Genomic DNA, 24,327 nt, shown 5'->3' with positions numbered 1-24,327 from the left:
CTCGCCGAGGACCCTCGCGCGGCACGGTTGGGCGCATGACGGTAGAGGATCTGGCCAAGCTCACCCCCAGCGGGTACCCGGCGGTCTCGCTGCTCATGCCGACCCACCGCACCGCCCCGGACAACCAGCAGGACCCGATTCGCCTGCGCAACCTCCTGGCGGAGACCCGCCGCCGGCTGGAGCTGGACGAGACGGTCCCGCACGAGGTCGCCGCCGAGGTGTACGACGAGATCGCCGCGGCGGCCGACCGCGTCGACCTGCGGCACACCGGCGAGGGCCTGGCCCTGTTCGCCTCGCCCGGGCAGGTGCACGTGCGCATGCTGGAGTCGCCGGTCCAGGAGCGCGTGGTCATCGCCGACACGTACGAGGTGCGCGACGTCGTCGCCGACGCGGCCCGCCGGCACCGCTACTGGGCCCTCGTGCTGTCCGAGCAGCCGACCCGGCTGTGGAGCGGCGACGGCCCCGACCTCGTCGAGGTCACCTCGCACGGCTTCCCGTTCACCCACGAGGGGCCCGGCGGGCTGCTCGGCCTGCCGCGCGACTACGGCCAGGAGCCGAGCAAGCACGAGCGGGAGCGGCACCGGCAGTTCTTCCGCGACATCGCGACCGCGCTCGGCGCCATCGACAAGCTGGACAGCCGCCCCGTCTTCGTCCTCGGCGTCGAGCGGTACCTGTCGCACTTCGCCGAGGCGTGGCAGCGCCCGATCGCCGGCACGGTGACCGGCAACTACGACCACGCCGGCGCCCACGACGTGTACCAGCTGCTGGCCCCGCGCCTGGCCGCGTACACGGCGATGGAACAGGTCGCCGCCCTGGAGGCCCTCGACGCCGCCCGGGGCGCCAACCGCTTCGCCGCCGGCCTGCCGGAGGTGTGGTCCCTGGCGCATCAGGGCCGCGGCGCGCACCTGCTGGTCGAGGAGGGCTACCACAGCCCGGCCTGGGTCCACGAGGACCACCTGCACCCGCCGAACCAGGAGCCCCACACCGAGACGGCCGGAGTGCTGCTCGACGACGCGGTCGACGATATCGTCGAGTGGGTCGCCCGCCAGGGCGGCGACGTCACCTTCGTCGGCGACGACAGCCTCGCCGCCGACGGCCGGATCGCGCTGATCGTCCGTTACTGACACGTCCCCGAGCCGGCCGGGGGAGGATCACCTCACCCGGCGGCCGACCTCGCTCACCTCCTGACGTCACCCGGAGCGTGAGTTCAGTCACCAGCCGTTGGCTGATCTTGCCGTGTGTGCAAGTTTGGCTGAGGCGGGCCTCCACTTACGGGCCGGTCCGCCACGGAGGTGATCGAGTGGGACGTAGTGAACCCGTCGGCTGGGCCGCGCACCGCCGGGCCGTCGACACCCTGCGGGACTCGTACGCCGCGATCCCGCCCGGCGACCCGGTCCGGCTGGCCAAGAAGACCTCGAACCTGTTCCGCCCCCGCGCCGAGATCCAGCGCGGCCTGGACGTGAGCGGGCTGGGCGGGGTGATCGAGGTCGACCCCGCCGGGCGCACCGCCGAGGTGCAGGGGGTGTGCACGTACGAGGACCTCGTCGACGCCACCCTGCCGCACGGGCTGATGCCGCTGGTCGTGCCGCAGCTGCGCACCATCACGCTCGGCGGGGCGGTGACCGGCCTGGGCATCGAGGCCACCTCGTTCCGCCACGGGCTGCCGCACGAGTCGGTGCTCGAGATGGACATCCTCACCGGCGCCGGCGAGCTCGTCACGGCCCGCCCCGGCGACGACCTGTTCGCGATCTTCCCCAACTCGCTGGGCAGCCTCGGGTACGCCACCCGGCTGCGCATCGAGCTCATGCCGATCGCCGCCGCGGTCGCCACCGTCAACCTGCGCTTCGACGACGTGGAGGACCTGCTCGCCGTCGTCGGCAAGGTGATGGCCGAGGGCACGTACGACGGCAAGCCGGTCGACACCATGGACGGGGTCGTGTTCCGCCCCGGCGAGTCCTACCTGGTGCTCGGCTCGTTCACCGACGAGCCCGGCCCGACCAGCGACTACACCGGCCAGGACATCTACTACCAGTCGCTGCGGGCCAAGGCCGCCGACCGGCTGTCCGCCTACGACTACCTGTGGCGCTGGGACACCGACTGGTTCTGGTGCTCCGCTGCGTTCGGCGCCCAGGTCCCCGCCGTGCGCCGGCTGTGGCCCCGCCGCTACCGCCGCTCCGACGTGTACCACCGCATCGTGCGCTTCGAGAACCGCCACGGCGTCGCCGCCCGCCTCGAGCGATGGCGTGGCCTCCCCGACCGCGAGCGGGTCGTCCAGGACGTCGAGCTGCCGCTGGAGCGCACCGCCGACTTCCTGCGCTGGTTCGCCGCCGAGGTGCCGATGGCGCCGATCTGGCTCTGCCCGCTGCGGCTGCGCGAGCGGGAGTGGCCGCTGTACCCGATGCACGCCGGGCAGGCGTACGTCAACGTCGGCTTCTGGGGCACCGTGCCGGTCGTGCCGGGCGCCGCCGACGGCGACGTCAACCGGGCCATCGAGGCCAAGGTGTCCGAGCTCGGCGGGCACAAGTCCCTCTACTCCGACGCTTACTACGACCGGGAGACCTTCGAGCGGCTCTACGGCGGCCCCGCGTACCGCGCCGCCAAGGACCGCTACGACCCCGATCATCGACTGACCGACCTCTACGACAAGGTTGTGGGGCGCAGATGACCAGCACCTACCGTTCGAGCAACACCCGCGGATCCGTACCCGGCCAGCCCCGCCGCCGGCCGCCCGTGCCGTCCGTTGCCGACATCGTCAAGGCCGTCACCACGCGCGAGCCGACGGTCCGCATCACTGCGTACGACGGCAGCGCCGTCGGCCCCGAGGACGCCGCCGTCGGCCTGCACGTCGCCACCGGGCGCGGCCTGTCCTACGTGCTCACCGCCCCCGGCGACCTCGGCCTGGCCCGCGCCTACGTGTCCGGCGACCTGGAAGTCAAGGGCGTGCACCCGGGCGACCCGTACGAGGCGCTCAGGCGGCTCGCCACCGGCCTGCAGCTGCGCGTTCCCGCCGCCGGCGAGGCCCTGCGGCTCGTGCGCGGCCTCGGCTGGGAGCGACTGCGCCCGCCGCCGCCCCCGCCGCAGGAGGCCACTCCGGCCTGGCGGCGCACCATCGCCGGCCTCGGCCTGCGCCACGCCCGCGGCCGCGACGCCGAGGCGATCCACCACCACTACGACGTCTCCAACCGGTTCTACGAGATGGTCCTCGGCCCGTCGATGACGTACACCTGCGCGGTGTTCCGGGACGAGACCGACACCCTCGAGCAGGCGCAGGCCAACAAGTACGACCTGGTCGCCGGCAAGCTCGCGCTCAAGCCCGGCCAGCGGCTGCTCGACGTCGGCTGCGGCTGGGGCGGCATGGTCCGCCACGCCGCCCGCGAGTACGGCGTGCGCGCCCTCGGCGTCACCCTGTCCAAGGAGCAGGCGGTCTGGGCCCAGACCGCGATCGAGCGGGAGGGCCTCGCCCACCTCGCCGAGGTGCGCTACCTGGACTACCGTGACGCGCCCCTCGAGCACTTCGACGCGGTCAGCTCCATCGGCCTCACCGAGCACATCGGGGTCAAGAACTATCCGCGGTACCTCGGGGCGCTGCGCGACCGGCTCAAGCCCGGCGGCCGCCTGCTCAACCACTGCATCACCCGCTCCGACAGCCGGGCCTCGCACAAGCCGGGCGCGTTCATCGACCGCTACGTCTTCCCCGACGGCGAGCTGGCCGCGCCGGGCCGCCTCGTCAGCGCCGTGCACGACGCCGCCTTCGAGGTGCAGCACGAGGAGAACCTGCGGCTGCACTACGCCCTGACCCTGGCCGGATGGAACCGCAACCTGGTGGCGAACTGGGACGAGTGCGTGGCCGAGGTCGGGCTGGGCACGGCGCGGGTCTGGGGGCTGTACATGGCCGGGTCGCGGCTCGCCTTCGAGCGCAACGAGATCCAGCTGCACCAGATCCTGGGCACCAAGACCACCAAGGACGGGGTGTCCTCCTACCCGCTGCGGCCGGACTGGACCCCCTGACCGATCCGTCCGGGGCGTGACCCGTTCGGGTGGGTCGCGCCCCGGCTGACCGGATTGCGGCTCTCGGCTTACTCCCAGGCAGAATCCAGTTTGGCGGAAGCTCGGGTGTGCAATCTGGACATCATGAGTGACCAGGACCGCCACCAGGGCGACTCGCAGCCCACCGAGAGCACCGGTTCCGCGCCGACGCCGGAGCCCGCCGGTCCGCCGCCCCAGGCGTCCTGGCCGCCCCCTTCTGCCCACGCCGCGCCTGTCCTGCCTGCGGCGTCTTCCGAGCTCGCCGTGCCCGCCTCGGCTCCGCCGGCTCTTCCAGCTCTTCCAGCTCCTCCAGCTCTTCCAGCTCCTCCAGCTCCTCCGGCTCCGGCTCTTGGCTACGCGCCGCCCGGCGGCCCGCTGCCCGCGCCGCCGGCGTACCCGGCGCAGCCGGTGTACCCCGCTTCCGGCATCCCCGCCTCGGGTGTTCCGGCCTCCGGGGTTCCGGGCTCGAACTTCCCCGCCTCCGGGATGCCGGCCTCGGGCCTTCCCGCGTCCGGGGCGCCCGCGCCCGGGTCACCTTGGAGCCGGCCCGGTGCCAACGGGTATGCGCATCAGGGCGACGCCGCCACCCAGCAGCTCGGCGGCGGGGTCGGCACCCAGACCGCCCAGTTCGCCACGACCCCGGTGCCGCCACCGGGCGGTGGATGGGGACACACCGGGAACACGGCGCAGTTCGGCGTCCCCGGCTACCCGCCGCCCCTGGGCCACCCGGGCTACCCGCCGCCCCCGGGCCACCCCGGCTACCCGCAGCACGGCTACGCCGGCCAGCCCAAGCCCCCGGGCCGCGGCGGCCGGGCCGCCCTGATCGCGGTCTGCGCGGTGGTCCTCGCGGTCGGCTCGGCCCTCGGCGGCGGCCTGGTCGCCACCCAGCTCGCCGACGGCAAGCAGGCCGCCTCCCCGAGCGTGGTCACCCGCGACCCGGCCCCGAACCTCGACCGCTCCTCGGTCGGCGGCGTCGCCGAGGCCGTGCTGCCCAGCGTCGTCGACATCAGCACCGGCGAGGCCGAGGGCTCCGGTGTGATCATGACCGCCGACGGCCAGATCGTCACCAACAACCACGTGGTCCAGGGCGCCCAGAAGCTGGTTGTCACGTTCAGCTCCGGCAAGACCGCCTCGGCCACCGTCGTCGGCACCGACCCGGCCGGCGACATCGCGGTGATCAAGGTCCAGGGCGTCTCCGGCCTGACCCCGGCCAAGTTCGGCGACAGCGACGCCCTGCGCGTCGGCGACACCGTCCTGGCCGTGGGCAGCCCGCTGGGCCTGCAGGGCTCGGTCACCGCCGGCATCGTGAGCGCCCTGCACCGCACCATCGAGGGCGAGCAGGGTGGCAAGTCGATCGCCGACGCCATCCAGACCGACGCCGCGATCAACCCCGGCAACTCCGGCGGCGCCCTGGTCAACCTCAAGGGCGAGGTGGTCGGCATCAACACCGCGATCGCCACCGCCGGCAGCAGCCAGAGCGGCGAGGCCGGCAACATCGGCCTGGGCTTCGCCATCTCCGCCAACCGCGCCCGCGCCGCCGCCGACCAGCTGGCCAAGGGCGGCAAGGTCAGCCACCCCTACCTCGGCGTCCAGCTCACCGACGGCGACAACGGCGCCCTGATCGGCGGCGTCGTCAGCGGTGGCCCGGCCGACAAGGCCGGCCTGCGCACCGGCGACACGGTGACCAAGTTCGGCACCGCCACCGTCACCGACGCCACGTCCCTGATCAACGCCGTCCAGGGCGCCAAGGCCGGCGACAAGGTCCCGGTCACGGTGAACCGCAACGGCGCGCCGCAGACGGTCACGGTGACCCTGGGCGAGGCCCCGTAACCCAAGACGACCCTTTCCCTTTCGCCGCAGCGGCCCGCGTTCGCCACAACGCGGGCCGCTGCGTTTGGGTCAGAACAGCACCAGCTGCCCCGGGACGGGCTCGTCGTCGAGCGGCCCGTCGAGCCTCGCCGCGCCCCGGAGCCGCGCGTTGCGGATCAGCACGGCGTCGCCGGAGCTGACCAGCCACCCACCCCCGGCCACGGCCTGTATCCCGCCGTGGCCGGCGACTTCCCTGGCGATCGAGGCCAGCAACGCGGGGCGCACGCCGGTCACCGTAGCGGTGGTGGTCAGCGGCGGCGGATGGGCATCAGGCGGCTGGTGGCGAAGCCGCCGGTCAGGAAGTCGCGGACCAGGGTCGTCACCCGGTCCGGGGCCTCCAGCAGGAGCAGGTGCGAGGTGCCGGGCAGGATCGCCAGGCGGGCGTCGGGCAGGGCGCCGTAGAGCGCCGCCGTGTGCTCCAGCGTCACCAGGTCGTCGTCGGCGGCCACGACCAGGGTCGGGCAGGCGATGCGGGCCAGGTCGGACGGGGTCAGGCCGGGCTCGGTGGCGATCGACTCGGCCAGCTTGGCCTGGATCACCGGCAGGTGGTCGGGGCCGTCGGGGGAGACCTCGGCGTAGCGGGCCACCACGGCCGGGGGCAGCGGCGCGTCCGCGGTCGGGGCGAAGAGCATCCCGTCGACGGCGTAGGCGGTGCTGATCAGCACCAGGGCGCGGACCAGGCCGGGGCGGCGCAGGGCGGTGTGCAGGGCGACGGCGCCGCCCGCGCTGTACCCGCACAGCACCGCCGGGCCGCCCACCACGTCGGTCAGGAACGCCTCGGCGTCGGCGGCCAGCACGGACATGGTGATCGGGCCGGGGAGGTCGGGGGAGCGGCCGTGGCCGCGGCGGTCGTACGCGTGCACGGTGAAGGCGTCGGACAGGCCGGACAGGCTCAGGTCGAAGTCGCGGCTGTCGCTGAAGCCGCCGTGCAGCAGGGCGACGGGGTCGCCGGAGCCGGCGGACGTGTGCCAGAAGGTCGTCATGCCCGGTACTACGCCGCGGCCGCCGTCCACTCATCGCTGTGGCGCGAGAACACCTCGATCAGCGGAGAATTGTGCAGATAAGTCGTGACATGCCCGATCCGGCCGTCGCGCCCGTCGAGCATCACGACCGCGAAGGGCGAGCCGGAGCGGTACTGAACGAACGAGGACGCGCCGCAGCGCACCAGGGAGGCGCCGGAGCAGGCGCCCGAGGCGGCCATCGCGTGCAGGAGCACGGCCCGGCCGCGAAGCCAGAAGGGCAGCGGCGGCATCGACATCGTCGCGTCCTCGTGCAGCACGTGGACCAGCGCGTCGACGTCGCCGGTCGTGAACGCGTGGACGTACCGCCGCAGCAGCTCCTCGTCGATCGGCTCCGACCGCACCGGCGCCGCCAGCGCGGCCCGGGCCCGCTGCAGCGCGCTGTTCACCGCGGGCACCGATGCCGACAGCAGCGCGGCCGTCTCGGCGGCGGAGAACGCGAGCACGTCGCGCAGGATCAGCACGGCCCGCTGCCGCGGCGGCAGCACCTGCAGCGCGGCCACCAGGGCGAGCCGCACGGAGTCGCGCCGCACGGCCACGTCGGCGGGGTCGAGGACCAGCGCGTCGGGCGCCGGGAAGACGAGGGCGGCGTCGGGGTGCGGCACCCCGAGCGGGCCGCCGGGCGCCGACGGGGGCGCCAGGTCCACGGCGAGCGCCCGCCGCCGGGCCGAGCGCAGCTGGTCCAGGCACACGTTGGTGGCGATGGCGAAGAGCCAGCCGCGCAGGGGTGCCCGGGCCGGGTCGAACGTGTCGAGGCGCCGCCACGCCCGCAGGAGCGTCTCCTGTACCGCATCCTCGGCGTCGAACGGCGAGCCGAGCATGCGGTAGCAGTACCCGAACAGGGCGGTCCGGTGCGGTTCGAGCTCAGCCTCCACGCCGCTCCCCGACGGCGGCCAGCGTGGCGAAGGAGGCCGGGCCCTCGACCGGCGGGTCGTCCGGGTCCGGCCGCCACAGCGGGCTGAAGACCACGCCCGGCTCGACCGGGTCCCAGCCGTCGAGCATGCTCAGCAGCTCGGCGGCGTTGCGGACCACCATCGCCGTGCCCGTGCGGGTGTAGAGGTCGGCCAGCCGGGCCATCTCCTCGGGGCGGGCGCTGGCGGTGGCGTGCGAGACGGCCAGGAGGCTGCCCGGGGCGAGCGCGTCGTGGTAGGCGCGCAACGCGGCCCGCAGCTCCGGCGTGTCCGGCACGAAGTGCAGCATCGCGATCAACAGTAGGCAGATCGGGCGGTCGAAGTCGAGCAGCGCCGTCACCTGCGGGTCGGCGAGGATCGCGCCGGCCTGGTGCAGGTCGGCCTGGACGACGGCGGTGCGCGGGTCGTCGCCGAGGATCTGCCTGGCGTGCACCACGGCGGTGGGGTCGATGTCGACGTACACCACCCGGGCCTGCGGGTCGTGCGCGCGGGCGATCTCGTGCACGTTGCCCTCGGTGGGGATGCCGGAGCCGATGTCGAGGAACTGCCGCACCCCGCGGCCCAGGGCGTAGCGCACGGCCCGGCGCAGGAACGCGCGGTTGGCCCGGGCGATGCCCGCGATGCCGGGCACGAGGTCGGCGGCCCGCTGCGCCACGGCGCGGTCGACCGCGAAGTTGTGCGACCCGCCGAGGTAGCGGTCGTAGATGCGGGCCGCGCTCGGGCGGTTCGGGTCGACGCTCATGTGGCTGGTGTTCCCTAAATCCCGGAAGATCAAAACTGTCGGTAACCATAGTTCTACCCTTAGTGAAATGCGGTGGACGGTGCGGCTGGCCGAGAGCCTCCTCGAGGTGGGGCCGGACCCCCTGCTCGTGTGCACCGAGGACGGCCAGGTCGCGCTGGCCAACGCCGCCGCCCGGGCCCTGTTCGGCCGGGAGGACCTGGCCGGCCGCTCGATCGAGGACCTCGTGCCGCCGGAGATCCGGCCGGTGGTGCCGCGGTTCCGCGCGTACCTGGCCGGCGCGCACCCCCTGCGCCGGGCCGGCCAGCCGCTGAACATGGTGCGCCGCGACGGGAGCCAGTTCCTCGCCGACATCACGCTGTCGGTCATCGAGGCCGAGGAGGGCCTGTTCCTGTACGCCACCATCCGCGACACCAGCGCCGAGGGCTTCGACCCGGCCCAGTCGCTGCTGGCCTCGATCGTGCAGTCCTCGCACGACGCGATCGTCACCACCGACCTCGACGGCGAGGTGCTGAGCTGGAACCCGGGCGCCGAGCGCCTCTACGGCTACACCGCGGGGGAGATGGTCGGCCGCCCCAAGGACATCATCATCCCGCCCGACCGGCGGCCCGACGAGGCCGAGATCCGGGCCGTCGTCGGCGCCGGCGGCCGGGTCGACCGGTACCGCACCACCCGCCGCCGCCGCGACGGCACCGACTTCACCGTCTCCATGCTCGTCTCCCCGCTGACCGGCCCGGACGGGCGGACCGTCGGCGTCACCACCATCACCCGCGACGTCAGCGAGCGCGAGCGGGCCGAGGCCCAGATGCAGAGCGTCCTCGACGCCGCCCCCGACCCGCTGCTCGGCGTCGACGAGCGCGGCCGGGTGGTGCTGGTCAACGCCTCCGCGGAGCGCCTCTTCGGCATCCCGCGCTTCGACATCACCGACATGCCGGTCGCCCACCTGCTTCCCGGCTTCCCCGAGGGGACCGTCGCCCACCGCCGCGACGACGGCACCGTCCCGGTCGAGATCACGCTGAACAGCCTGCACACCGACGACGGCATGATCACCCTGGCCAGCGTGCGGGACATGACCGAGCGGCTGGCCGACCAGGCCGAGCAGCAGCGCCTGCGCGAAGAGGCGGAGCGGCAGAAGGACGAGGTCCGCCAGCAGCGCACCCAGCGCCTGGAGAGCCTCGGCCAGCTGGCCGGCGGCGTCGCGCACGACTTCAACAACCTGCTCGCCGTCATCCTCAACTACGCCGAGTTCATCGTCGAGGACGGTGCCGACACCCCGATGGCCCTGGACGCCGAGCAGATCCTGCGGGCCGGCCGGCGCGGCAGCGAGCTGACCCACCAGCTGCTCGCCTTCGCCCGCCGCGAGGTGATCCGCCCCAAGCCGCTCGACGTCAACCGGGTCGTCGACGAGGTCCAGCAGATGCTGACCCGCTCGATCGGCGAGCACATCGACCTCGCCACCGACCTCGCCGAGCCGCTCCCGTCGGTCGTCGCCGACGCCGGCCAGCTGGAGCAGGTCCTGGTCAACCTGGCCGTGAACGCCCGCGACGCGATGCCCGCCGGAGGCCACCTCAGCATCGACACCGGCCTGGTCGACGTCGGCGAGGAGCACACCGCCACCCGCGAGGGCCTGCAACCCGGCCTGTACGTGCGCATCCGCGTCTCCGACACCGGCACCGGCATGCCCCGCGAGGTCATCGACCAGGCCTTCGAGCCGTTCTTCACCACCAAGCCCAGCGGCGAGGGCACGGGCCTGGGCCTGGCCACCGTCTACGGCATCGTCGTGCAGGCCGGCGGCACGGTGTACATCTACTCCGAGCCCGGCGTCGGCACCACCATCACGATCCTGCTCCCGGCCAGCGACGCCGACCCCCGGCCGGCCGACCCCACCCGGGTCGCCCGCCCGCCGGGCCGCGGCCAGACGGTGCTCGTGGCCGAGGACGAGCCCGCCCTGCGCGAGGTCACCACCCGCATCCTGCGCCGCGGCGGCTACACGGTCCTCGCCGCGGCCGACGGCCTCGCCGCCCTGCACCTGGCCGCGGAGCACGGCGGGCCGATCCACCTGCTCCTCACCGACGTCGTCATGCCCGGCATGCTGGGCCGCGTCCTCGCCGAGCGCCTCCTGCGCACCCGCCCCGCCACCCGCGTGCTGTTCATGTCGGGCTACGCCCAGCCCGTCCTCACCAGCAACGGCATCCTCGATCCCGGGGTGCACCTGCTGGAGAAGCCCTTCACCGGCACCGACCTGCTCAACGCCGTGGGGGAGCAGCTGGCGCTGGTCGGCTGAACCGCTCCCGCCTACAGGCTCAGGTCGGCGAGGGGGTCCGCGCGCTCGCCGGTGACGACCAGGCTGCCCACGTGGCGGTGCGGGTCGGCGACCGTCCCGGCCTCGGTCTCGGCCGCCACCGTCTCCAGGGCGGCCCATACGGCGGCCAGGTCCTCGTCGCCGCCGCTCAGGTGCAGCGTCGGGGCGCCGCGCAGCGAGATCGCCAAGGGGCCGCCGGCGCGCTGCTGGACCACGGCGCCGTTACGGATCGCGATCTGTACCTCGGGGCCGGCCCCGCGCAGGGTGGCGGCCAGGGCGCGCAGGGCAGCGGGTGAGCCGGCCAGGTCGAGGTCGTCGCCGTGCACGCGCAGGCGGCAGTGCCGCTGATCATCCATGCCGCCATTCTGCCGCACGCCGGGCTTGTAAAAATGGACGTTCATTCAGTATTTTCGGGGCATGGAAGGCAGCAGCCGCTCGGCGGAGCACGTGGCGCTCTTCCGCGCCCTCGAGACCAGCCGGCGGCGGGACCGGCTGTTCACCGACGATCTCGCGGCCCGCATGTTGTCGCCGCGGTACCGCGCGGTCGTGGCGGCGTCGCGACTGGCGCCCGTGCACCGGTGGATCGTGCGGTACATCGACACGCGGTACGCCGGCGGCCCACGCGCCTCGGCAGTCGTTCGGACCCGAATGATCGACGATCGCGTCCGCGCGGCCGTCGCCGGCGGGGCCGCGCAGCTCGTGCTGCTCGGGGCCGGGTTCGACAACCGGGCGTACCGCATCGGCGCGCCCGCCTCGTTCGAGGTCGACCACCCGGCGACGCAGGCGACCAAGCGGCGGCGGGTGCCGGCCGGGCTCGCCGGCCGGGTGCGGTTCGTGCCCGTCGACCTCGCCGCCGACCCGCTCGCGCCGGCGCTGCTCGGCGCCGGGTTCGACGCGGGGGTCCCGGCCGTCGTCGTCTGGGAGGGCGTGACCAACTACCTCACCGCCGGGGCCGTCGACGCCACCCTGCGCGCCCTCGCCGGGCTGCTGTCCCCGGGGAGCGTCGTCATCTTCACGTACGTCGACAAGGCCGCGCTCGACGGCACGGGCGGCTTCCACGGCGTGGAGCGCTGGCACGACGCGGTACGGCGCGGGGGCGAGCCGTGGACGTTCGGGTTCGCGCCGGCCGACCTGCCCGCGTACCTCTCGGCGCGCGGCCTGAGCCTGGCCGAGGACCTCTCCACGCACGACGCGGCCGCGCGCTATCTCGAACCGCTCGGGCGCGACGAGCCGACGGCCGAGTTCTACCGGATCGCCGTGGCCGCCCGTGCCTAAGGTCGGCGAGGAGCACTTCGCGGCGCGGCGCCGGCAGATCCTCGACGCCGCCGCGGCCTGCTTCGCCCGGGAGGGTTTCCACCGCACGTCGATGCAGGACATCGTGCGGGAGTCCGGCATCAGCGCGGGTCTGATCTATCGGTACTTCACGGGCAAGGACGACATGATCGCCGCCATCGTCGCCGAGTGGCAGCAGCGGCGCGCGACGCTGCTCGACGGCGACCCCGCGGCCGGGTACCTGCAGGTGCTGCGGGCCGTCGGGGACCCGGCGGCCGGGCCCGAGCTGCGCCTGGCCGTGCAGGTCTGGGCCGAGACGGTCCGCTCGCCGCTCATCCGCGCGATGGCCCGCGAGAACGTGGACCGCCCGCGCGAGCTGGCCGCGGCCGCGCTCGAGGGCGTGGTGGCGGAGCCGGACGCCCTGGCCCGCGTGTTCATCGCGATCTACCAGGGGCTGGTGCTACAGACGCTCTGGGACGACGGGATCGACCACGCCGCCTTCGCCCGGGCCGTCGCCGGCCTGCTCGCGCCGCTGGGCCTGGCGCCGGATCGCGAGCCAGGCGACGAGCAGCGGCCAGTCGCCCCCGAATAGCAGCAGGAAGGTCAACGGGAGCTTCCACAGTGGCCCGATGGTGGCCGCCGGAGGAGCGACCCCGCCGGCCACCCACGGCTCGGCGGTGCGCGCCCAGACGAGGAAGGCGTCACCGATCGGAAGCTGCCCGAGGGCGTACCGTTTCGTGCGTAGCGTGTCCACCGGCACCCCGGCCAGCTCGCCGTAGCTGGACAGCGCCCCCGCGAGGGCGTCGTCACCCTGCACCCGCGCCGCCCCGAGCGTCACCACGGTGGCCGAGAGCGAGACGCCCAGCGGCAGCGGCCCGCTGTCCACGTCGCCCGGCCCGTCCGTCCCCTGTGGATACTCGCGCACGGCCGGCCCGAGCCACAGCGGCCGCACCACGAACTGGGCGCGGAACCCGAGGTACTGCTCCCGGGCGAAACCCGGGTCGACGTCCACCAGGAACCGCTGGATGACGCTCTGCGAGCTGCCCCGCGCCCCCTGCGCCGGCGCGCCGGTCTCCGGGTCGCTCACGTGCGGCAGCAGCCCGGTCGCCGGGTCGAGCCGCTCCCGCGCCGCCGCGACCCAGCGCTGCACGGTGGGCCCGAACGCGGCCGGCAGCAGGACGTCGTGCAGCCGCAGCGAGGCGACCGCCACGGTCGAGTCGACCGGCCACGACTGCCCCGGGTACGCGGTCAGGAACGGCGTGCGCGAGCCGTCGAACGCGGCGGCGATCGCCCGCGAGTCCCGCTCGAACCGCTCGACCTCGCCCGGGTCGCGCTCCCCGGCCGGCTGCAGGCTCAGGATCCCGCCGCGCAGCCAGTTGGTCCAGCCGGCGTAGAAGATGCCGTACCGCGGGGAGAGCGACTCGGTGAAGGGTGCGGTCCCCTGCGGACCGTCCAACCGGGACAGCGCCCAGCGGGCGTTGCGCAGCGCCTCCGCGCGGTCGCCGCGGTGGCGGCCGACGTCGACCCAGGCCAGCGCGTACAGCTCGTGCAGGAAGAAGTACCCCTCGGGGAACAGCCCCTGCGCGTCGTCCCCGGCGCCGGCCTCCAGCTGCTGCCGGATGAACGCCAGCTGCCGCTCGGCACCGCCGCCCGGCCCCAGCGTGGGGGAGTAGAGCCGGACCAGGCCGCCGACGCAGAGCGCGGTGAGCAGGGCCGCGACCACCAGCCGTAGCGCCAGCGCCAGCGAGCGCAGCCTTCGGGACACGGCGCGATCGTACCGGCCGGCGGCAATGCCCTGGGCCGCGTATGGCCACTTGTCGTAAGAAACCTACCGCCGGCCGCGGTCGGTTGATACAAAGTCGTTACCGGGCTTCACTCATGTCCATGCGTCACTGTAGCTTATTTTCGTAGCCAAGTTACGGGACGGCGATTAGCTACATAGAGGGGGAGTGGCACATGAGCATCGCTCCCCTCGACGCTGCGCAGACCGGCGAGCACGGCGACCGGGCCGCTCCCGGGCTCGCCACGCGCTCGCCCGGCCGCGCGGCCTGGCTCCGGCTGCGCCGCGACCGCACCGCGATGGTCAGCGGCGTCGTGTCGGCGCTGCTGATCCTCGTCGCGCTGCTCGCCCCGCTGATCGGGGCCGGCTACGGCGTGTCGCCGCAGGACGCGTTCCAGGACGACCTCGACCGCTTCGGCCTGCCCTACGGCGTGGCCGGCGGGGTGAGCGGCGCACACTGGTTCGGCCTGGAGCCCGGGCAGGGCCGCGACCTGTTCATCCAGATGGTCTACGGCATGCGCACCTCACTGGGCATCGCCTTCGCGGCGGCGCTGATGACCACGCTCGTCGGGGTGCTGCTCGGCATCGTCGCCGGGTACCTCGGCCGCTGGGTCGACGCCGTCATCAACTGGATCACCGACGTGACCCTGGCCCTGCCGTTCCTCATCTTCACCCTCGCCGTCATCCGCCCCATCGAGCTGCACTTCTACGGGCCGCGCGAGGCGGTGCCGGGCTGGTTCCGGGTGGTCGTGCTCATCTCGCTGTTCACCGCGTTCGGCTGGACCACCACCGCCCGGCTGGTGCGCGGGCAGGTGCTGTCGCTGCGCGAGCGCGAGTTCGTCGAGGCGTCCCGGGCCAGCGGCGCGCGGCTGGGCCGCATCCTGTTCCGGGAGCTGCTGCCCAACCTCGGCGCGCCGATCCTGGTGGCGTTCTCGCTGTCGATCCCGGCGTACATCACGGGCGAGGCGGCGCTGTCCTTCCTCGGCATCGGCATGCTGGAGCCGACCCCGGACTTCGGGCGCACCATCTACCGCAGCCTGAACTACCTGCAGACCGACCCGGCGTACGTGCTGTTCCCCGGCGTCACCATCTTCGTGCTCGTGCTGGCCTTCAACCTCTTCGGCGACGCGCTGCGCGACGCGCTCGACCCGAAGTCGCTGCGGTAGGCCGCGATGGGCTCGTTCCTGCTGCGCCGCGCCCTGCTGGGCCTGCTGACCCTGTTCGCGGTCAGCGTCCTCACGTTCCTCATGTTCTTCGCGCTGCCGCGGGACCCGGCCACCGCGATGTGCCCCAAGAACTGCGACGCCCAGCGGCTGGAGCGGGTGCGCGACGAGCTGGGGCTCAACGATCCGAAGCCGGTGCAGTACCTGCGGTACATGGGCGGCATCTTCACCGGGCGCGAGCACTGCCCGGCGCCGTGCCTGGGGTACTCCTACGTCAACAACGAACCGGTGAGCGAGACCTTCGCCCGGGTCATCCCGGTGACGCTGAGCATCGTGATCCCGGCGGCAGTGCTGTGGCTCGGCCTGGGCATCGGGCTCGGCATGCTCTCGGCGCTGCGCCGCGGCACCGTGTTCGACCGCCTCGCCATCGGCTTCTCCCTCTCCGGCGCCTCCATGCAGCTGTACTTCGTGGGCGGCGTCCTGCTGCTGGTCTTCGTCTACACGCTCAAGGTGCTGCCGTACCCCCGCTACACGCCGCTGCTGGACGACCCGCTCGCCTGGGGCACCGCCCTCGTGCTGCCCTGGTGCACCCTGGCCTTCCTGTTCTCCGCGGTGTACGCCAGGCTCTCCCGCGCCCAGATGCTGGAGACGATGTCGGAGGACTTCGTCCGCACCGCGATGGCGAAGGGCCTGCCGCAGCGCACGGTGGTGCGCCGGCACGTGCTGCGGGCCGCCATCACGCCCCTGGTGACGGCGGCCGGGCTGGACGTGGGCACCGCGCTCGGCGGCACCGTCATCACCGAGACCACCTTCGGCTTCCGCGGTCTCGGCCGCACCGCCATCGACGCCGTGCGCGACGGTGACCTGCCCACGATCATGGCGACCGTCCTGCTGGCCGCCGCCTTCATCGTCGTGGCCAACATCGTCGTCGACGCGCTGTACACCACGATCGATCCGCGAATCCGGTTGCGATGAACCCCAGGAGGAACCCATGCGAGCCAGGCCCACGGCGGCCCTCGCGCTGCTGACGATCGTCGCGGCACTCGGCGCCTGCACCAACAACAAGAAGACCGACGACGAGTCCGGGGTCGACACCAACCGGCAGGCCACCGGGGCCATCGCCAGCGACCCCAAGGACTCCATGGGGCCCGCGGCCGACGTGCCCGGGGCCACCAAGGGCGGCACCATCACCATCATCCGGCAGTCGAAGATCTCCCACCTCGACCCGCAGCGCACCTACAGCTTCGCCGGGCTCAACGCCTCCCAGCTGTTCTCGCGGCGCCTGACCACGTTCAAGGACGACGGCCAGGGCCACGTCACGCTCGTCGGCGACCTCGCCACCACGCCCGGCACCGACGTGAACAAGGACTGCAAGACCTGGCAGTACACCGTCAAGGACGGCGTGAAGTTCGAGGACGGCACCCCGATCACCGCCAAGGACATCGCGTACGGCATCGCGCGCTCGTTCGACCTGTCGCTGACCGGCGGGCCGACGTACATCCAGGAGTGGCTGGCGGACACGCCGCAGTACGACACGAAGTTCGACTTCAAGAACAACAAGAGCGCCCTGCCGCCCGGGCTGAGCGTCCCGGACGACATGACCCTGAAGTTCACCTTCAACAAGGCGCACTGTGACCTGCCCTTCGCCGCGTCCCTGCCGGCCACCGCACCCGTGCCGGCCGCCAAGGACACCGGGACGCAGTACGACGCCAAGCCCGTCAGCTCCGGGCCGTACCGGATCGCGAAGAACGAGGCGGGCACCCAGATCACCTTCGAGCGCAACACCAGCTGGGACCCGGCCACCGACGCCGTGCGCCACCAGTACCCGGACACGTTCGTGTGGCAGTTCGGCCCCGACCCGGTCACCCAGACCAACCGGATCATCGCCGACAGCGGCGCCGACCAGACCGCGGTGTCGTGGGAGGGCGTCGACTCGTCGCTCATCTCGAAGGTGATGACCGACCAGACGCTCAAGTCGCGCGTCATCCAGGCCCCGACGCCGCAGCACTACACGCTGACCATCAACAACCAGCGGGTCACCGACCTCAAGGTGCGCCAGGCGCTCAACTACGCCGTCGACCGCGACGGCCTGATCAAGGCCCTCGGCGGGTCCTCGCTCGCCGCGCCCGTCACCACGCTCATGCCACCCTCGACGATCGGGTGGAAGAACTACGACGCCTACCCGGCCGGCAAGAACGGCGACCCGGCCAAGGCCAAGGAGCTGCTCGGCGGCACCGAGAAGGAGCTCGTGCTGGCGTTTGAGGACGACGCCCTCGGGCAGACCACGAGCACCTTCCTCAAGGGCAACCTGGAGAAGGCCGGCTTCAAGATCACGCTGAAGGCGATCCCGGCGGACTCGTTCCTCGACGAGACCAAGAAGAAGGACAACCCCTGGGACGTGTACATCGGCTCGTGGGGCGCGGACTGGCCCAGCGGCGCGGCGATCCTGCCGGTGCTGTACGACGGGCGGGCCATCAAGGCCGACGGCAGTAACAACGGCGCGTCCTACCTCAACGCCCCGGCGCTCAACGCCGAGTTCGACCGGGTGCTGGCGATGCCGACCGACCAACAGGGCGCGGAGTGGGCCAAGCTGGACGAGAAGATCATGCGCGAGTACGCGCCGGTGGTGCCGCTGTACGTCCAGGTGACCACGACCGTGCACGGCTCGAAGGCGGACGGCTTCTTCATCGACAGTATCTTCGGCAACGTGTCCTTCGTGAACGCCTACGTGAAGCAATGACCCGATGGGAACAGCTCGGCGCCGCGCTCGACGCGGCGCCGGGCACCGTCTCGGTGTGGGCCGGCCGGCCCGGGGCGCCGCCGTGGTACGCCAGGCTGCCCGACGCGCCGCACTACGCCGCGAGCACGATGAAGGTCGCCGTGCTCGCGGCGCTCTACCGTGCCGCCGAGGCCGCTGCGGTCGACCTCGACGCCAAGGTGCCGGTGGTCAACGACTTCGTCTCCGCGGCCGGCGACGGCGAACTGCGCTACGCCAACGACCGCGAGTACGACGACGAGCACGAGGTCTGGGACCGCCTCGGCGGCACCGCCCCGGTGCGCTGGCTGGCCCGCCGGATGATCGTGCGCTCCAGCAACCTCGCCACCAACCTGCTGCTCGCCCGGGTCGGCAAGGCGGCCGTGGCCGAGGTGTGGCGGGCGGCCGGTGCCACGCACAGCGTCACCGCCCGCGGCATCGAGGACTACGCCGCCCGCGACGCCGGCCTGGACAACGTCGTCACCGCGGCCGACCTCGCCGCGCTCTTCGCCGCCCTCTACGACGGCGCCCTGGCCGGCCCGGTCGCCACCGCCGAGATGCTCGACCTGCTCGCCGCCCAGGAGTGGCGGGTCGACCTCGCCGCCGGCCTGCCCGCCGGGGTCCGGGTCGCGCACAAGAACGGCTGGATGACCGGCGTGCGGCACAGCGCGGGGATCGTGTACCCGCCCGACGCCCCGCCGTACGTCGTCGCCGTCTGCACGACGTCGGATTCGGGTGATGACGACGCCGCCTGCCGGCTCGTCGCCGAGGTCTCGGCCACCGTCTGGGAGGAGAGGGCCGGATGAGCATCGCCGCCGTCCGCGCTCGCCCGGTCAGCGTGCCGCTGCACACCCCGTTCGTCACCGCCCTGCGCACCGCCACGACCGTGGAGAGCCTGCTCGTCGAGGTCGTCGACGCCGACGGCCGGATCGGGCTGGGGGAGGCCCCGCAGGTCTGGAAGGTCACCGGCGACTCGGTGGCCGGCGCCCGGGCCTGCGTCGAGGAGATCCTCGCCCCGCTGCTCGTCGGCCGCGACGCCGACGACGTGGCCGGCAACGCCCGGGCCGTGGCCGCCGCCGTGGTGCGCAACACCGGCGCCCGCGCCGCCGCCGACGTCGCCCTGCACGACCTCGCCGCCCGCCGCCTCGGCGTGCCGCTGGTCCGGCTGCTCGGCGGCACCCGGCTGCGCGTGCCCACCGACGTGACCCTGCCGGCCGGCGACGCCGACGCCCTGCACGCCGCGGCCGCGGCCCGGGTCGCCGAGGGCTTCCGCGTGCTCAAGGTCAAGGTCGGCAAGTCCGGCCCCGGCGAGCGCGACGCGGCCGCCGCCGACATCGAGCGCATCCGCCGCATCCGCGCCGCCGCCGGCCCCGAGGCCCGCATCCGGCTGGACGCCAACCAGGGCTGGACCCCGCGCGAGGCGGTCCGTGCCATCCGCGGCATGCAGGACGCCGGCCTCGACATCGAACTCGTCGAGCAGCCCGTCCCCATGCACGACCTGGAGGGCCTGGCCTGGGTGAGCGACCGCGTCGACGTGCCGATCCTGGCCGACGAGGCCGTCTTCGGCGTGCGCGACCTGGTCGAGGTCATCCGCCGCCGCGCCGCCGACATGGTCAACGTCAAGCTGGCCAAGTGCGGCGGCCTCGGCCCGGCCCGCACCCTGTTCGACCTGGCCGCCGCCCACGACATCGGCACCATGGTCGGCTCGATGATGGAGACCCAGGTCGGCGTCGGCGCCGCGGCCAGCCTGGTCGCCGCCTACGGCACCACCGTCGTGTCCGACCTCGACGCCGCCTGGTGGCTGGCGTCGACCCCCCTGACCGGCGGCCTGCGCTACGACGGCGCCGAGGTCGTCCTGCCCGACGAACCCGGATTGGGGCTGAGCCTGCCGTGACCGTGATCGGCGTACCGCTGGCCGACCTGTGGCGGACCCCGGCCGGCGACGAGCGGGTCACCCAGGCCCTGCTGGGCGAGGAGGTCGTCGTCGAGGAGGCCCGCCCGGACGGCTGGGCCCGCGTGATCCTGCCGGCCCAGCCCGCGCCGTCGCTCGACCCGCGCGGCTACCCGGGCTGGCTGCGCGCCGCCGACCTGCGCCCCGCCACGCCCGCCGAGGCCCTGGCCCTGGCCCGCCGCCTGATGGGCGTGCCGTACCTGTGGGGCGGCCTGTCCGACGCCGGCATCGACTGCTCCGGCCTGGTCCACCTGGCCTGGCGCCGCCTGGGCGTGCCCGTGCCCCGCGACGCCGACGACCAGGCCGCCGCCGCGACCGCGGTGCCGCCGGGCGAGGAGCGCCCCGGCGACCTGTACTTCTTCGCCCGCCCGGGCCGCCGCGTCCACCACGTCGGCATCGTCGCCGGCCCGCCGCCCGCCCCCGGCGACCTGGCCCCGATGCTGCACGCCTGCGGCGACGCCGGCCGCGTCGTCGAGGAGCTCCCGAAGCCCGACCGCGTCGACACCTTCGCCGGCGCCGCCCGCCTGCCTATTTGAGCTGGCCGGCGGTCAGGCCCGACTGGACCTGGCGGTTCAGGGCGATGTACAGCAGCAGCACCGGCAGCATGGCGATCGTCATGCCGGCGAACAGGCCGCCGAAGTCGCCGCGGTAGCCCTGGTTCACGGCCAGGGCGGTCAGGCCCTGGGCCAGCACCCAGTGCTTCTCGCTGTCGGGGCCCTGCAGCAGCACGATCGGGAAGATGTACTGGTTCCACTGGGTCAGGAAGTTGAAGATGCCCACGCTGATCAGGCCCGGGCGGGCCATCGGCAGCATGATGCGGAAGAACAGGCCCCAGTGCGAGCAGCCGTCCACCATCGCGGCCTCGGCCACCGCCGTGGGCAGGGTGCGGAAGAACGCGGTCAGGAAGAAGACCGTGAACGGCAGGGAGTAGGCGGTGTACACCAGGATCAGGCCGGGCAGGGTGCCGAGCAGGCCCAGGTTCTTCACCACGAAGAACAGCGGCACGAGGGCCAGGATGACCGGGAAGACCATGCCGCCGGCGAAGGCGTAGTAGACGATCCGCATGCCGCGCAGTTCGTAGCGGGCCAGCACGTAGGCGGCCATCGCGCCCAGTAGCATGGTGAGCAGCAGCGCCCCGGCCACGACGATGACGCTGTTGAGGAAGTAGCGGCCGATGTGGGCCTGGTTCCAGGCGCGGACCCAGTTGTCGAAGCGGAGGCTGGACGGCAGGCCCCAGGCGTCGGACAGGATCTCGTCGTCGCTCTTGAACGAGCTGACCACGGCCCACAGGAGCGGGAAAGTGGTGAGCAGCGCCCAGCCCACCAGGAAGACGTGGGAGAAGGCGTTGCCGATGCGCACGCGGCCCATGAATTTCCTCAGTACTCCACGCGCTCGCGGCGGGTGAGGCGCAGCGAGGCGATGGCGACGGACAGGACAATGAAGAACATCGCGACGCCGATCGCCGAGGCGTAGCCGAACTTCGAGTCGCCGAAGGCGGTGTTGTACAGGCGCAGGCCGACGACGTCGGTGCTGAAGTTGGGGCCGCCGTTGGTGATGATCTGCACGAGCGCGAAGCCGTCCAGGGCGATGATGGCGAGGTACACCCAGGCGACCTGGATCGTGTCCCACAGCAGCGGGATCGTGATGCGCAGCAGGGTGACGAAGCGGCCGGCGCCGTCGAGCAGGGCCGCCTCGTAGATCTCGCGCGGAATGGCCCCCATGGCGGCGCCGAAGAGCACCACGTAGAAGCCGACGTTGCTCCAGATCATCACGATGAGCACGGCCCAGAAGGCGAAGTCCTCGCTGCCCAGCCACGGCCGGGCCAGGGTGCCCAGGCCGACGGCCCGCAGGAAGCCGTTGACCAGGCCGCCGTCCGGGGCGTACATCTCCCGCCACAGCACGCCGACGATGGCCACCGACAGCACCTGGGGGAAGAAGTACACGATGCGGTAGACGCCGCTGCCGCGGATGCCCTGCACGCCGGCCCGCCCGCCGTGGCCGCCGATGCTGAGCATCGAGGCGAAGAACAGCCCGAGCGCGATGGTCGCGATCGGCAGCACGGCGAGCAGGACGGCGTTGTGTTTCAGGGCGTTCCAGAAGTACTCGTCGGACAGCAGCCGGGTGAAGTTCTCCGTCCCGACGTAGTCCCACGTCGGGCTGAGACCCCGCCAGTTCGTCGCGGATACCTGGAACGCCTGGAGGTACGGTGAGATCACGAACACGGCGTAGACCGCCACCGCGGGCATCAGGAACGTGATGGCGAAGAGGCGCCGGCCGTGCCGCATGGATCAGCTCCGCTTGTACTTCTTGATGCTGGAGTCCTGAGCGATCGAGTCCGCGCCCTTCTGGCACTGCTCGACCCACTGCTTGGCGTTGATCTGCTTGGTGAACAGGGCCCCGCAGGCCGCGTCGACGAGCTCCCGCTCGAGCTTGCGGTAGTAGGAGTTGTACACCCAGTTGAAGCCCTTGTCGCCCGACGCCTTGAGCGCCTTGGTGACCGAGGCCAGGCCCGGAGTCGGGTTGGGCGCCTCGACGCCGGTCACGCAGGTGAGGCTGGACGTCTTGCCGATGAAGTCCGTGGCGCCCTTCTTGGAGAGCATGATCCGGAGGTACTCCAGGCCGCCGTTGAGGTTCTTCGCCTTGGCCGGCACGATGAAGGGCTCACCGGACGTGCCGCGCAGCGCCTCGAACGGCAGCTTGTCGCCCGTGGACAGGCTCGGCGTCGGCGCGACCGACATCTGGAAGCCCTGCGGCGTCACCTTGGCCATCTCGCTCTCCAGCCAGGAGCCGCAGGAGATGAAGACGGCCTTGCCGTGGCACCACTCGGTCTCGGACTGGATGTGGTCCAGGCCCTCGGAGCCGGGCATGATGTAGCCGTCGACGGCCAGCTGGGAGTAGGCCTCGGCGGCGGCCAGGATCGCGGGGTGCTTCCAGGCGTTGGGCTCGAGGTTGTCGATGGCGACGAGCACGTCCTCGCCGGCCATCTTCGCCGCGGCGGCGAGGATCGGCCAGGACATGTACCGCGGGTGCTTGCCCTGGTAGGTCCAGGGCGAGATGCCGGCCGCCTTGATGGTCTTGCACAGGGCGATCATCTCGTCCCAGGTCTTCGGGTAGGCCCAGCCCTTGTCGTCGAGGAGCTTCTGGGAGTACCAGATCCCGTAGACCGTGTAGGTGTAGTTCAGCGCCATGGTCTTGCCGTCGTACGTGCCCGGCAGCAGCGAGCCCGGCAGCAGCGTGTCGCGGACCTTCTTGCTCGGGTCGTCGAGGCTCGGCGCGTCCAGCAGCGGCGCCAGGTCGGCCAGCGCCCCCTGGGAGACGAGGCCGTTGAAGTCGATCTGGCCGGCGCCGGAGTTGTCGATGACGTCCGGCGGGCTGCCGTCGACGAAGCGCGGCTGCAGCGTGGTGCTGATCTGCTGGGTGGCGGAGTGCTTGACCTGGGCCTTGGGGTACTTCTCGGCGTACATCGCCTCGTGCGCCTTGGCGTAGTCCTCGCCGAAGCCGCCGTTGAAGATGACGATCTCCAGCGGGGCGTCTTCCTTGACGCCGAGGGGGTTGGCCGCGTCCTTGGTCCCCTGCGCGGCGTCGTTCTTCTTGTTGTCGTCGCCCCCGCCGAGCGCGCACGCGCCCAGCGCGGCGGTCGTGGCGGCTAGGACCCCGGAGCCGGCCGCCGATTTCAGAAGGCTCCTGCGGGTCAATATGTTCATCGACTGCTCCTTCAGGCCGAGGGACGCTCGTCGATGAGGATGAAGGTTTCCAACGTAACTTGCAAGACCCGGAAGATTGTTACCGAGTTCAACGACCCCCGTCGGAGGTAAGCCGGAAGTGTGCCGAGGGGTCCCCGGCACCGCCTCCGACCTGCAAGATCGCCAGCCAGGCGGCGCCGGCGGCGCCGTCGCGGGCCTCGGACGGGTCGTTACCGAAACGTCGTACTATGCCGTCCCGGACCCGCGCGGCGACCGGCCCGGGCGACAGCAGCACCGACCCGGCGAGCACCACGGCCGGCGCCCCGGCGTCCTCGGGCGCGACCGTCGCGAGGGAGTGCAGCAGCAGCGCTGCCGCCTCCTCGGTCAGCCCGGCCGCGACCGGGTCCCCGGCGGCCGCCAGCTCGCTGACCGCGGGGGCCAGCTCGCCGAGCGCGGCCGGCGGCCGGTCGAACGCGGCCCGCAGGATGGCCTGGGCCCGGGCCTCCGGGTCGCTCGCGCGCACGTCGAGGGCGCGCACGGCCGCGTCGACGAGGGCGGTGGCCGGTCCGCGGCCGTCCAGCGCGCGCAGGGCCGCGCGCAGCGCCTCCCGCCCGAGCCAGACCGCGGAGCCCTCGTCGCCGAGCAGCCAGCCGTAGCCGTCGCAGCGGCGGGTCAGCGCCCCGCCGGCGAACGCGGCGGCGACCGCCCCGGTGCCGGACAGCAGGAGCAGTCCGTCAGAGGAGGGCGTGCCTGCCGCGAACGCGACCTCGAGATCGGTGACCGCGCGGACCTGCCCGCCCAGGCCGGCGGCGGCCCACGCGCCCCGGGCGGCGTCCTGGGCCGCGACCCGCCCGCCG

The 24,327-nt window shown here is 73.0% G+C and carries 22 protein-coding genes; 13 read left to right on the top strand and 9 right to left on the bottom strand.

Going from position 1 to position 24,327, the window contains the following annotated elements; all coding sequences use genetic code 11:
- The first annotated feature begins 35 nt into the window (after positions 1-35).
- The 4 genes from ABD352_RS43135 to ABD352_RS43120 all read left to right on the top strand — a co-directional run bounded on the left by ABD352_RS43135 (position 36) and on the right by ABD352_RS43120 (position 5,856).
- On the top strand, positions 36-1,124 hold the full coding sequence (locus tag ABD352_RS43135) for an AOC03_06830 family ribosome hibernation factor (protein ID WP_344618385.1): 1,089 nt from the start codon (positions 36-38) through the stop codon (positions 1,122-1,124).
- A gap of 176 nt (positions 1,125-1,300) precedes the next feature.
- A complete protein-coding gene (locus ABD352_RS43130) occupies positions 1,301-2,665 on the top strand; it encodes an FAD-binding oxidoreductase (protein WP_344618384.1) in 1,365 nt (454 codons plus the stop codon).
- Complete coding sequence (locus ABD352_RS43125) at positions 2,662-4,008, top strand: class I SAM-dependent methyltransferase (RefSeq protein WP_344618383.1); 1,347 nt, start codon at positions 2,662-2,664, stop codon at positions 4,006-4,008. Before ABD352_RS43130 ends, ABD352_RS43125 begins: the two co-directional genes overlap by 4 nt.
- A gap of 426 nt (positions 4,009-4,434) precedes the next feature.
- Positions 4,435-5,856: a S1C family serine protease gene (locus ABD352_RS43120; protein ID WP_344618382.1), complete on the top strand. Its 1,422-nt coding sequence runs from the start codon at positions 4,435-4,437 to the stop codon at positions 5,854-5,856.
- A gap of 69 nt (positions 5,857-5,925) precedes the next feature.
- Here the strand turns inward: ABD352_RS43120 and ABD352_RS43115 are convergent, their stop codons facing one another.
- From ABD352_RS43115 to ABD352_RS43100, 4 genes are read right to left on the bottom strand one after another with little or no spacing between them, the layout of a single operon-like run.
- Positions 5,926-6,120, bottom strand: a complete 195-nt coding sequence (locus ABD352_RS43115) for a hypothetical protein (RefSeq protein ID WP_344618381.1) — start codon at positions 6,118-6,120, stop codon at positions 5,926-5,928.
- Between the two features lie 23 nt (positions 6,121-6,143).
- Positions 6,144-6,878 (bottom strand): alpha/beta fold hydrolase, encoded by a 735-nt coding sequence (locus tag ABD352_RS43110; RefSeq protein ID WP_344618380.1) that lies wholly within the window; start codon positions 6,876-6,878, stop codon positions 6,144-6,146.
- 8 nt (positions 6,879-6,886) lie between these two features.
- The gene (locus ABD352_RS43105) at positions 6,887-7,789 is read right to left on the bottom strand and encodes an RNA polymerase subunit sigma-70 (protein WP_344618379.1); all 903 of its coding nucleotides are present in this window, start codon (positions 7,787-7,789) and stop codon (positions 6,887-6,889) included.
- The gene (locus ABD352_RS43100; protein WP_344618378.1) at positions 7,779-8,567 is read right to left on the bottom strand and encodes an SAM-dependent methyltransferase; all 789 of its coding nucleotides are present in this window, start codon (positions 8,565-8,567) and stop codon (positions 7,779-7,781) included. Before ABD352_RS43100 ends, ABD352_RS43105 begins: the two co-directional genes overlap by 11 nt.
- A 67-nt stretch (positions 8,568-8,634) precedes the next feature.
- Between ABD352_RS43100 and ABD352_RS43095 the strand changes: the two genes are divergently transcribed.
- Complete coding sequence (locus tag ABD352_RS43095) at positions 8,635-10,848, top strand: hybrid sensor histidine kinase/response regulator (RefSeq protein WP_344618377.1); 2,214 nt, start codon at positions 8,635-8,637, stop codon at positions 10,846-10,848.
- Between the two features lie 11 nt (positions 10,849-10,859).
- Here ABD352_RS43095 and ABD352_RS43090 read toward each other — a convergent pair whose 3' ends face one another.
- Positions 10,860-11,222, bottom strand: a complete 363-nt coding sequence (locus ABD352_RS43090) for a hypothetical protein (protein ID WP_344618376.1) — start codon at positions 11,220-11,222, stop codon at positions 10,860-10,862.
- A 61-nt stretch (positions 11,223-11,283) separates the two neighbouring features.
- Here ABD352_RS43090 and ABD352_RS43085 point away from each other — a divergent pair, with 61 nt between their 5' ends.
- From ABD352_RS43085 to ABD352_RS43050, 8 genes are all read left to right on the top strand, one after another.
- The gene (locus ABD352_RS43085) at positions 11,284-12,141 is read left to right on the top strand and encodes a class I SAM-dependent methyltransferase (RefSeq protein WP_344618375.1); all 858 of its coding nucleotides are present in this window, start codon (positions 11,284-11,286) and stop codon (positions 12,139-12,141) included.
- Positions 12,134-12,730 (top strand): TetR/AcrR family transcriptional regulator, encoded by a 597-nt coding sequence (locus ABD352_RS43080; RefSeq protein WP_344618374.1) that lies wholly within the window; start codon positions 12,134-12,136, stop codon positions 12,728-12,730. Before ABD352_RS43085 ends, ABD352_RS43080 begins: the two co-directional genes overlap by 8 nt.
- Positions 12,731-14,094: 1,364 nt before the next feature.
- Positions 14,095-15,084, top strand: a complete 990-nt coding sequence (locus ABD352_RS43075; RefSeq protein ID WP_344618373.1) for an ABC transporter permease — start codon at positions 14,095-14,097, stop codon at positions 15,082-15,084.
- A gap of 6 nt (positions 15,085-15,090) precedes the next feature.
- A complete protein-coding gene (locus tag ABD352_RS43070; protein WP_344618372.1) occupies positions 15,091-16,056 on the top strand; it encodes an ABC transporter permease in 966 nt (321 codons plus the stop codon).
- A gap of 16 nt (positions 16,057-16,072) precedes the next feature.
- Positions 16,073-17,821: an ABC transporter substrate-binding protein gene (locus ABD352_RS43065; protein WP_344618371.1), complete on the top strand. Its 1,749-nt coding sequence runs from the start codon at positions 16,073-16,075 to the stop codon at positions 17,819-17,821.
- On the top strand, positions 17,818-18,642 hold the full coding sequence (locus tag ABD352_RS43060) for a serine hydrolase (protein WP_344618370.1): 825 nt from the start codon (positions 17,818-17,820) through the stop codon (positions 18,640-18,642). The genes ABD352_RS43065 and ABD352_RS43060 overlap by 4 nt, the downstream gene beginning before the upstream one ends.
- The gene (locus tag ABD352_RS43055; RefSeq protein ID WP_344618369.1) at positions 18,639-19,730 is read left to right on the top strand and encodes a mandelate racemase/muconate lactonizing enzyme family protein; all 1,092 of its coding nucleotides are present in this window, start codon (positions 18,639-18,641) and stop codon (positions 19,728-19,730) included. The genes ABD352_RS43060 and ABD352_RS43055 overlap by 4 nt, the downstream gene beginning before the upstream one ends.
- Positions 19,727-20,323, top strand: coding sequence for a C40 family peptidase (locus tag ABD352_RS43050; RefSeq protein ID WP_344618368.1), 597 nt, complete (start codon positions 19,727-19,729; stop codon positions 20,321-20,323). Before ABD352_RS43055 ends, ABD352_RS43050 begins: the two co-directional genes overlap by 4 nt.
- Here ABD352_RS43050 and ABD352_RS43045 read toward each other — a convergent pair.
- From ABD352_RS43045 to ABD352_RS43030, 4 genes are all read right to left on the bottom strand, one after another.
- A complete protein-coding gene (locus tag ABD352_RS43045) occupies positions 20,316-21,155 on the bottom strand; it encodes a carbohydrate ABC transporter permease (protein ID WP_344618367.1) in 840 nt (279 codons plus the stop codon). The genes ABD352_RS43050 and ABD352_RS43045 overlap by 8 nt on opposite strands.
- A gap of 8 nt (positions 21,156-21,163) precedes the next feature.
- The gene (locus tag ABD352_RS43040; protein ID WP_344618366.1) at positions 21,164-22,072 is read right to left on the bottom strand and encodes a carbohydrate ABC transporter permease; all 909 of its coding nucleotides are present in this window, start codon (positions 22,070-22,072) and stop codon (positions 21,164-21,166) included.
- 3 nt (positions 22,073-22,075) lie between these two features.
- Positions 22,076-23,491: an N-acetylglucosamine/diacetylchitobiose ABC transporter substrate-binding protein gene (gene ngcE / locus ABD352_RS43035; protein ID WP_344618365.1), complete on the bottom strand. Its 1,416-nt coding sequence runs from the start codon at positions 23,489-23,491 to the stop codon at positions 22,076-22,078.
- Between the two features lie 88 nt (positions 23,492-23,579).
- On the bottom strand, positions 23,580-24,327 hold a 748-nt coding region (locus ABD352_RS43030; RefSeq protein ID WP_344618364.1), incomplete at its 5' end, for a BadF/BadG/BcrA/BcrD ATPase family protein.

It is taken from the genome of Dactylosporangium salmoneum (genome assembly GCF_039532525.1).
Classification (GTDB): Bacteria; Actinomycetota; Actinomycetes; order Mycobacteriales; family Micromonosporaceae; genus Dactylosporangium; species Dactylosporangium salmoneum.
This window is presented reverse-complemented; position numbering and strand designations above follow the sequence as displayed.

What these genes read in the sequence shown, in the direction of transcription:
- ABD352_RS43135 (WP_344618385.1), top strand. Translation starts at nt 36, where the DNA reads ATGACGGTAGAGGATCTGGCCAAGCTCACCCCCAGCGGGTACCCGGCG.
- ABD352_RS43125 (WP_344618383.1), top strand. Translation starts at nt 2,662, where the DNA reads ATGACCAGCACCTACCGTTCGAGCAACACCCGCGGATCCGTACCCGGC.
- ABD352_RS43110 (WP_344618380.1), bottom strand. Translation starts at nt 6,878, where the DNA reads ATGACGACCTTCTGGCACACGTCCGCCGGCTCCGGCGACCCCGTCGCC.
- ABD352_RS43100 (WP_344618378.1), bottom strand. Translation starts at nt 8,567, where the DNA reads ATGAGCGTCGACCCGAACCGCCCGAGCGCGGCCCGCATCTACGACCGC.
- ABD352_RS43095 (WP_344618377.1), top strand. Translation starts at nt 8,635, where the DNA reads ATGCGGTGGACGGTGCGGCTGGCCGAGAGCCTCCTCGAGGTGGGGCCG.
- ABD352_RS43090 (WP_344618376.1), bottom strand. Translation starts at nt 11,222, where the DNA reads ATGGATGATCAGCGGCACTGCCGCCTGCGCGTGCACGGCGACGACCTC.
- ABD352_RS43085 (WP_344618375.1), top strand. Translation starts at nt 11,284, where the DNA reads ATGGAAGGCAGCAGCCGCTCGGCGGAGCACGTGGCGCTCTTCCGCGCC.
- ABD352_RS43075 (WP_344618373.1), top strand. Translation starts at nt 14,095, where the DNA reads ATGAGCATCGCTCCCCTCGACGCTGCGCAGACCGGCGAGCACGGCGAC.
- ABD352_RS43070 (WP_344618372.1), top strand. Translation starts at nt 15,091, where the DNA reads ATGGGCTCGTTCCTGCTGCGCCGCGCCCTGCTGGGCCTGCTGACCCTG.
- ABD352_RS43065 (WP_344618371.1), top strand. Translation starts at nt 16,073, where the DNA reads ATGCGAGCCAGGCCCACGGCGGCCCTCGCGCTGCTGACGATCGTCGCG.
- ABD352_RS43060 (WP_344618370.1), top strand. Translation starts at nt 17,818, where the DNA reads ATGACCCGATGGGAACAGCTCGGCGCCGCGCTCGACGCGGCGCCGGGC.
- ABD352_RS43055 (WP_344618369.1), top strand. Translation starts at nt 18,639, where the DNA reads ATGAGCATCGCCGCCGTCCGCGCTCGCCCGGTCAGCGTGCCGCTGCAC.
- ABD352_RS43045 (WP_344618367.1), bottom strand. Translation starts at nt 21,155, where the DNA reads ATGGGCCGCGTGCGCATCGGCAACGCCTTCTCCCACGTCTTCCTGGTG.
- ABD352_RS43040 (WP_344618366.1), bottom strand. Translation starts at nt 22,072, where the DNA reads ATGCGGCACGGCCGGCGCCTCTTCGCCATCACGTTCCTGATGCCCGCG.
- ngcE (WP_344618365.1), bottom strand. Translation starts at nt 23,491, where the DNA reads ATGAACATATTGACCCGCAGGAGCCTTCTGAAATCGGCGGCCGGCTCC.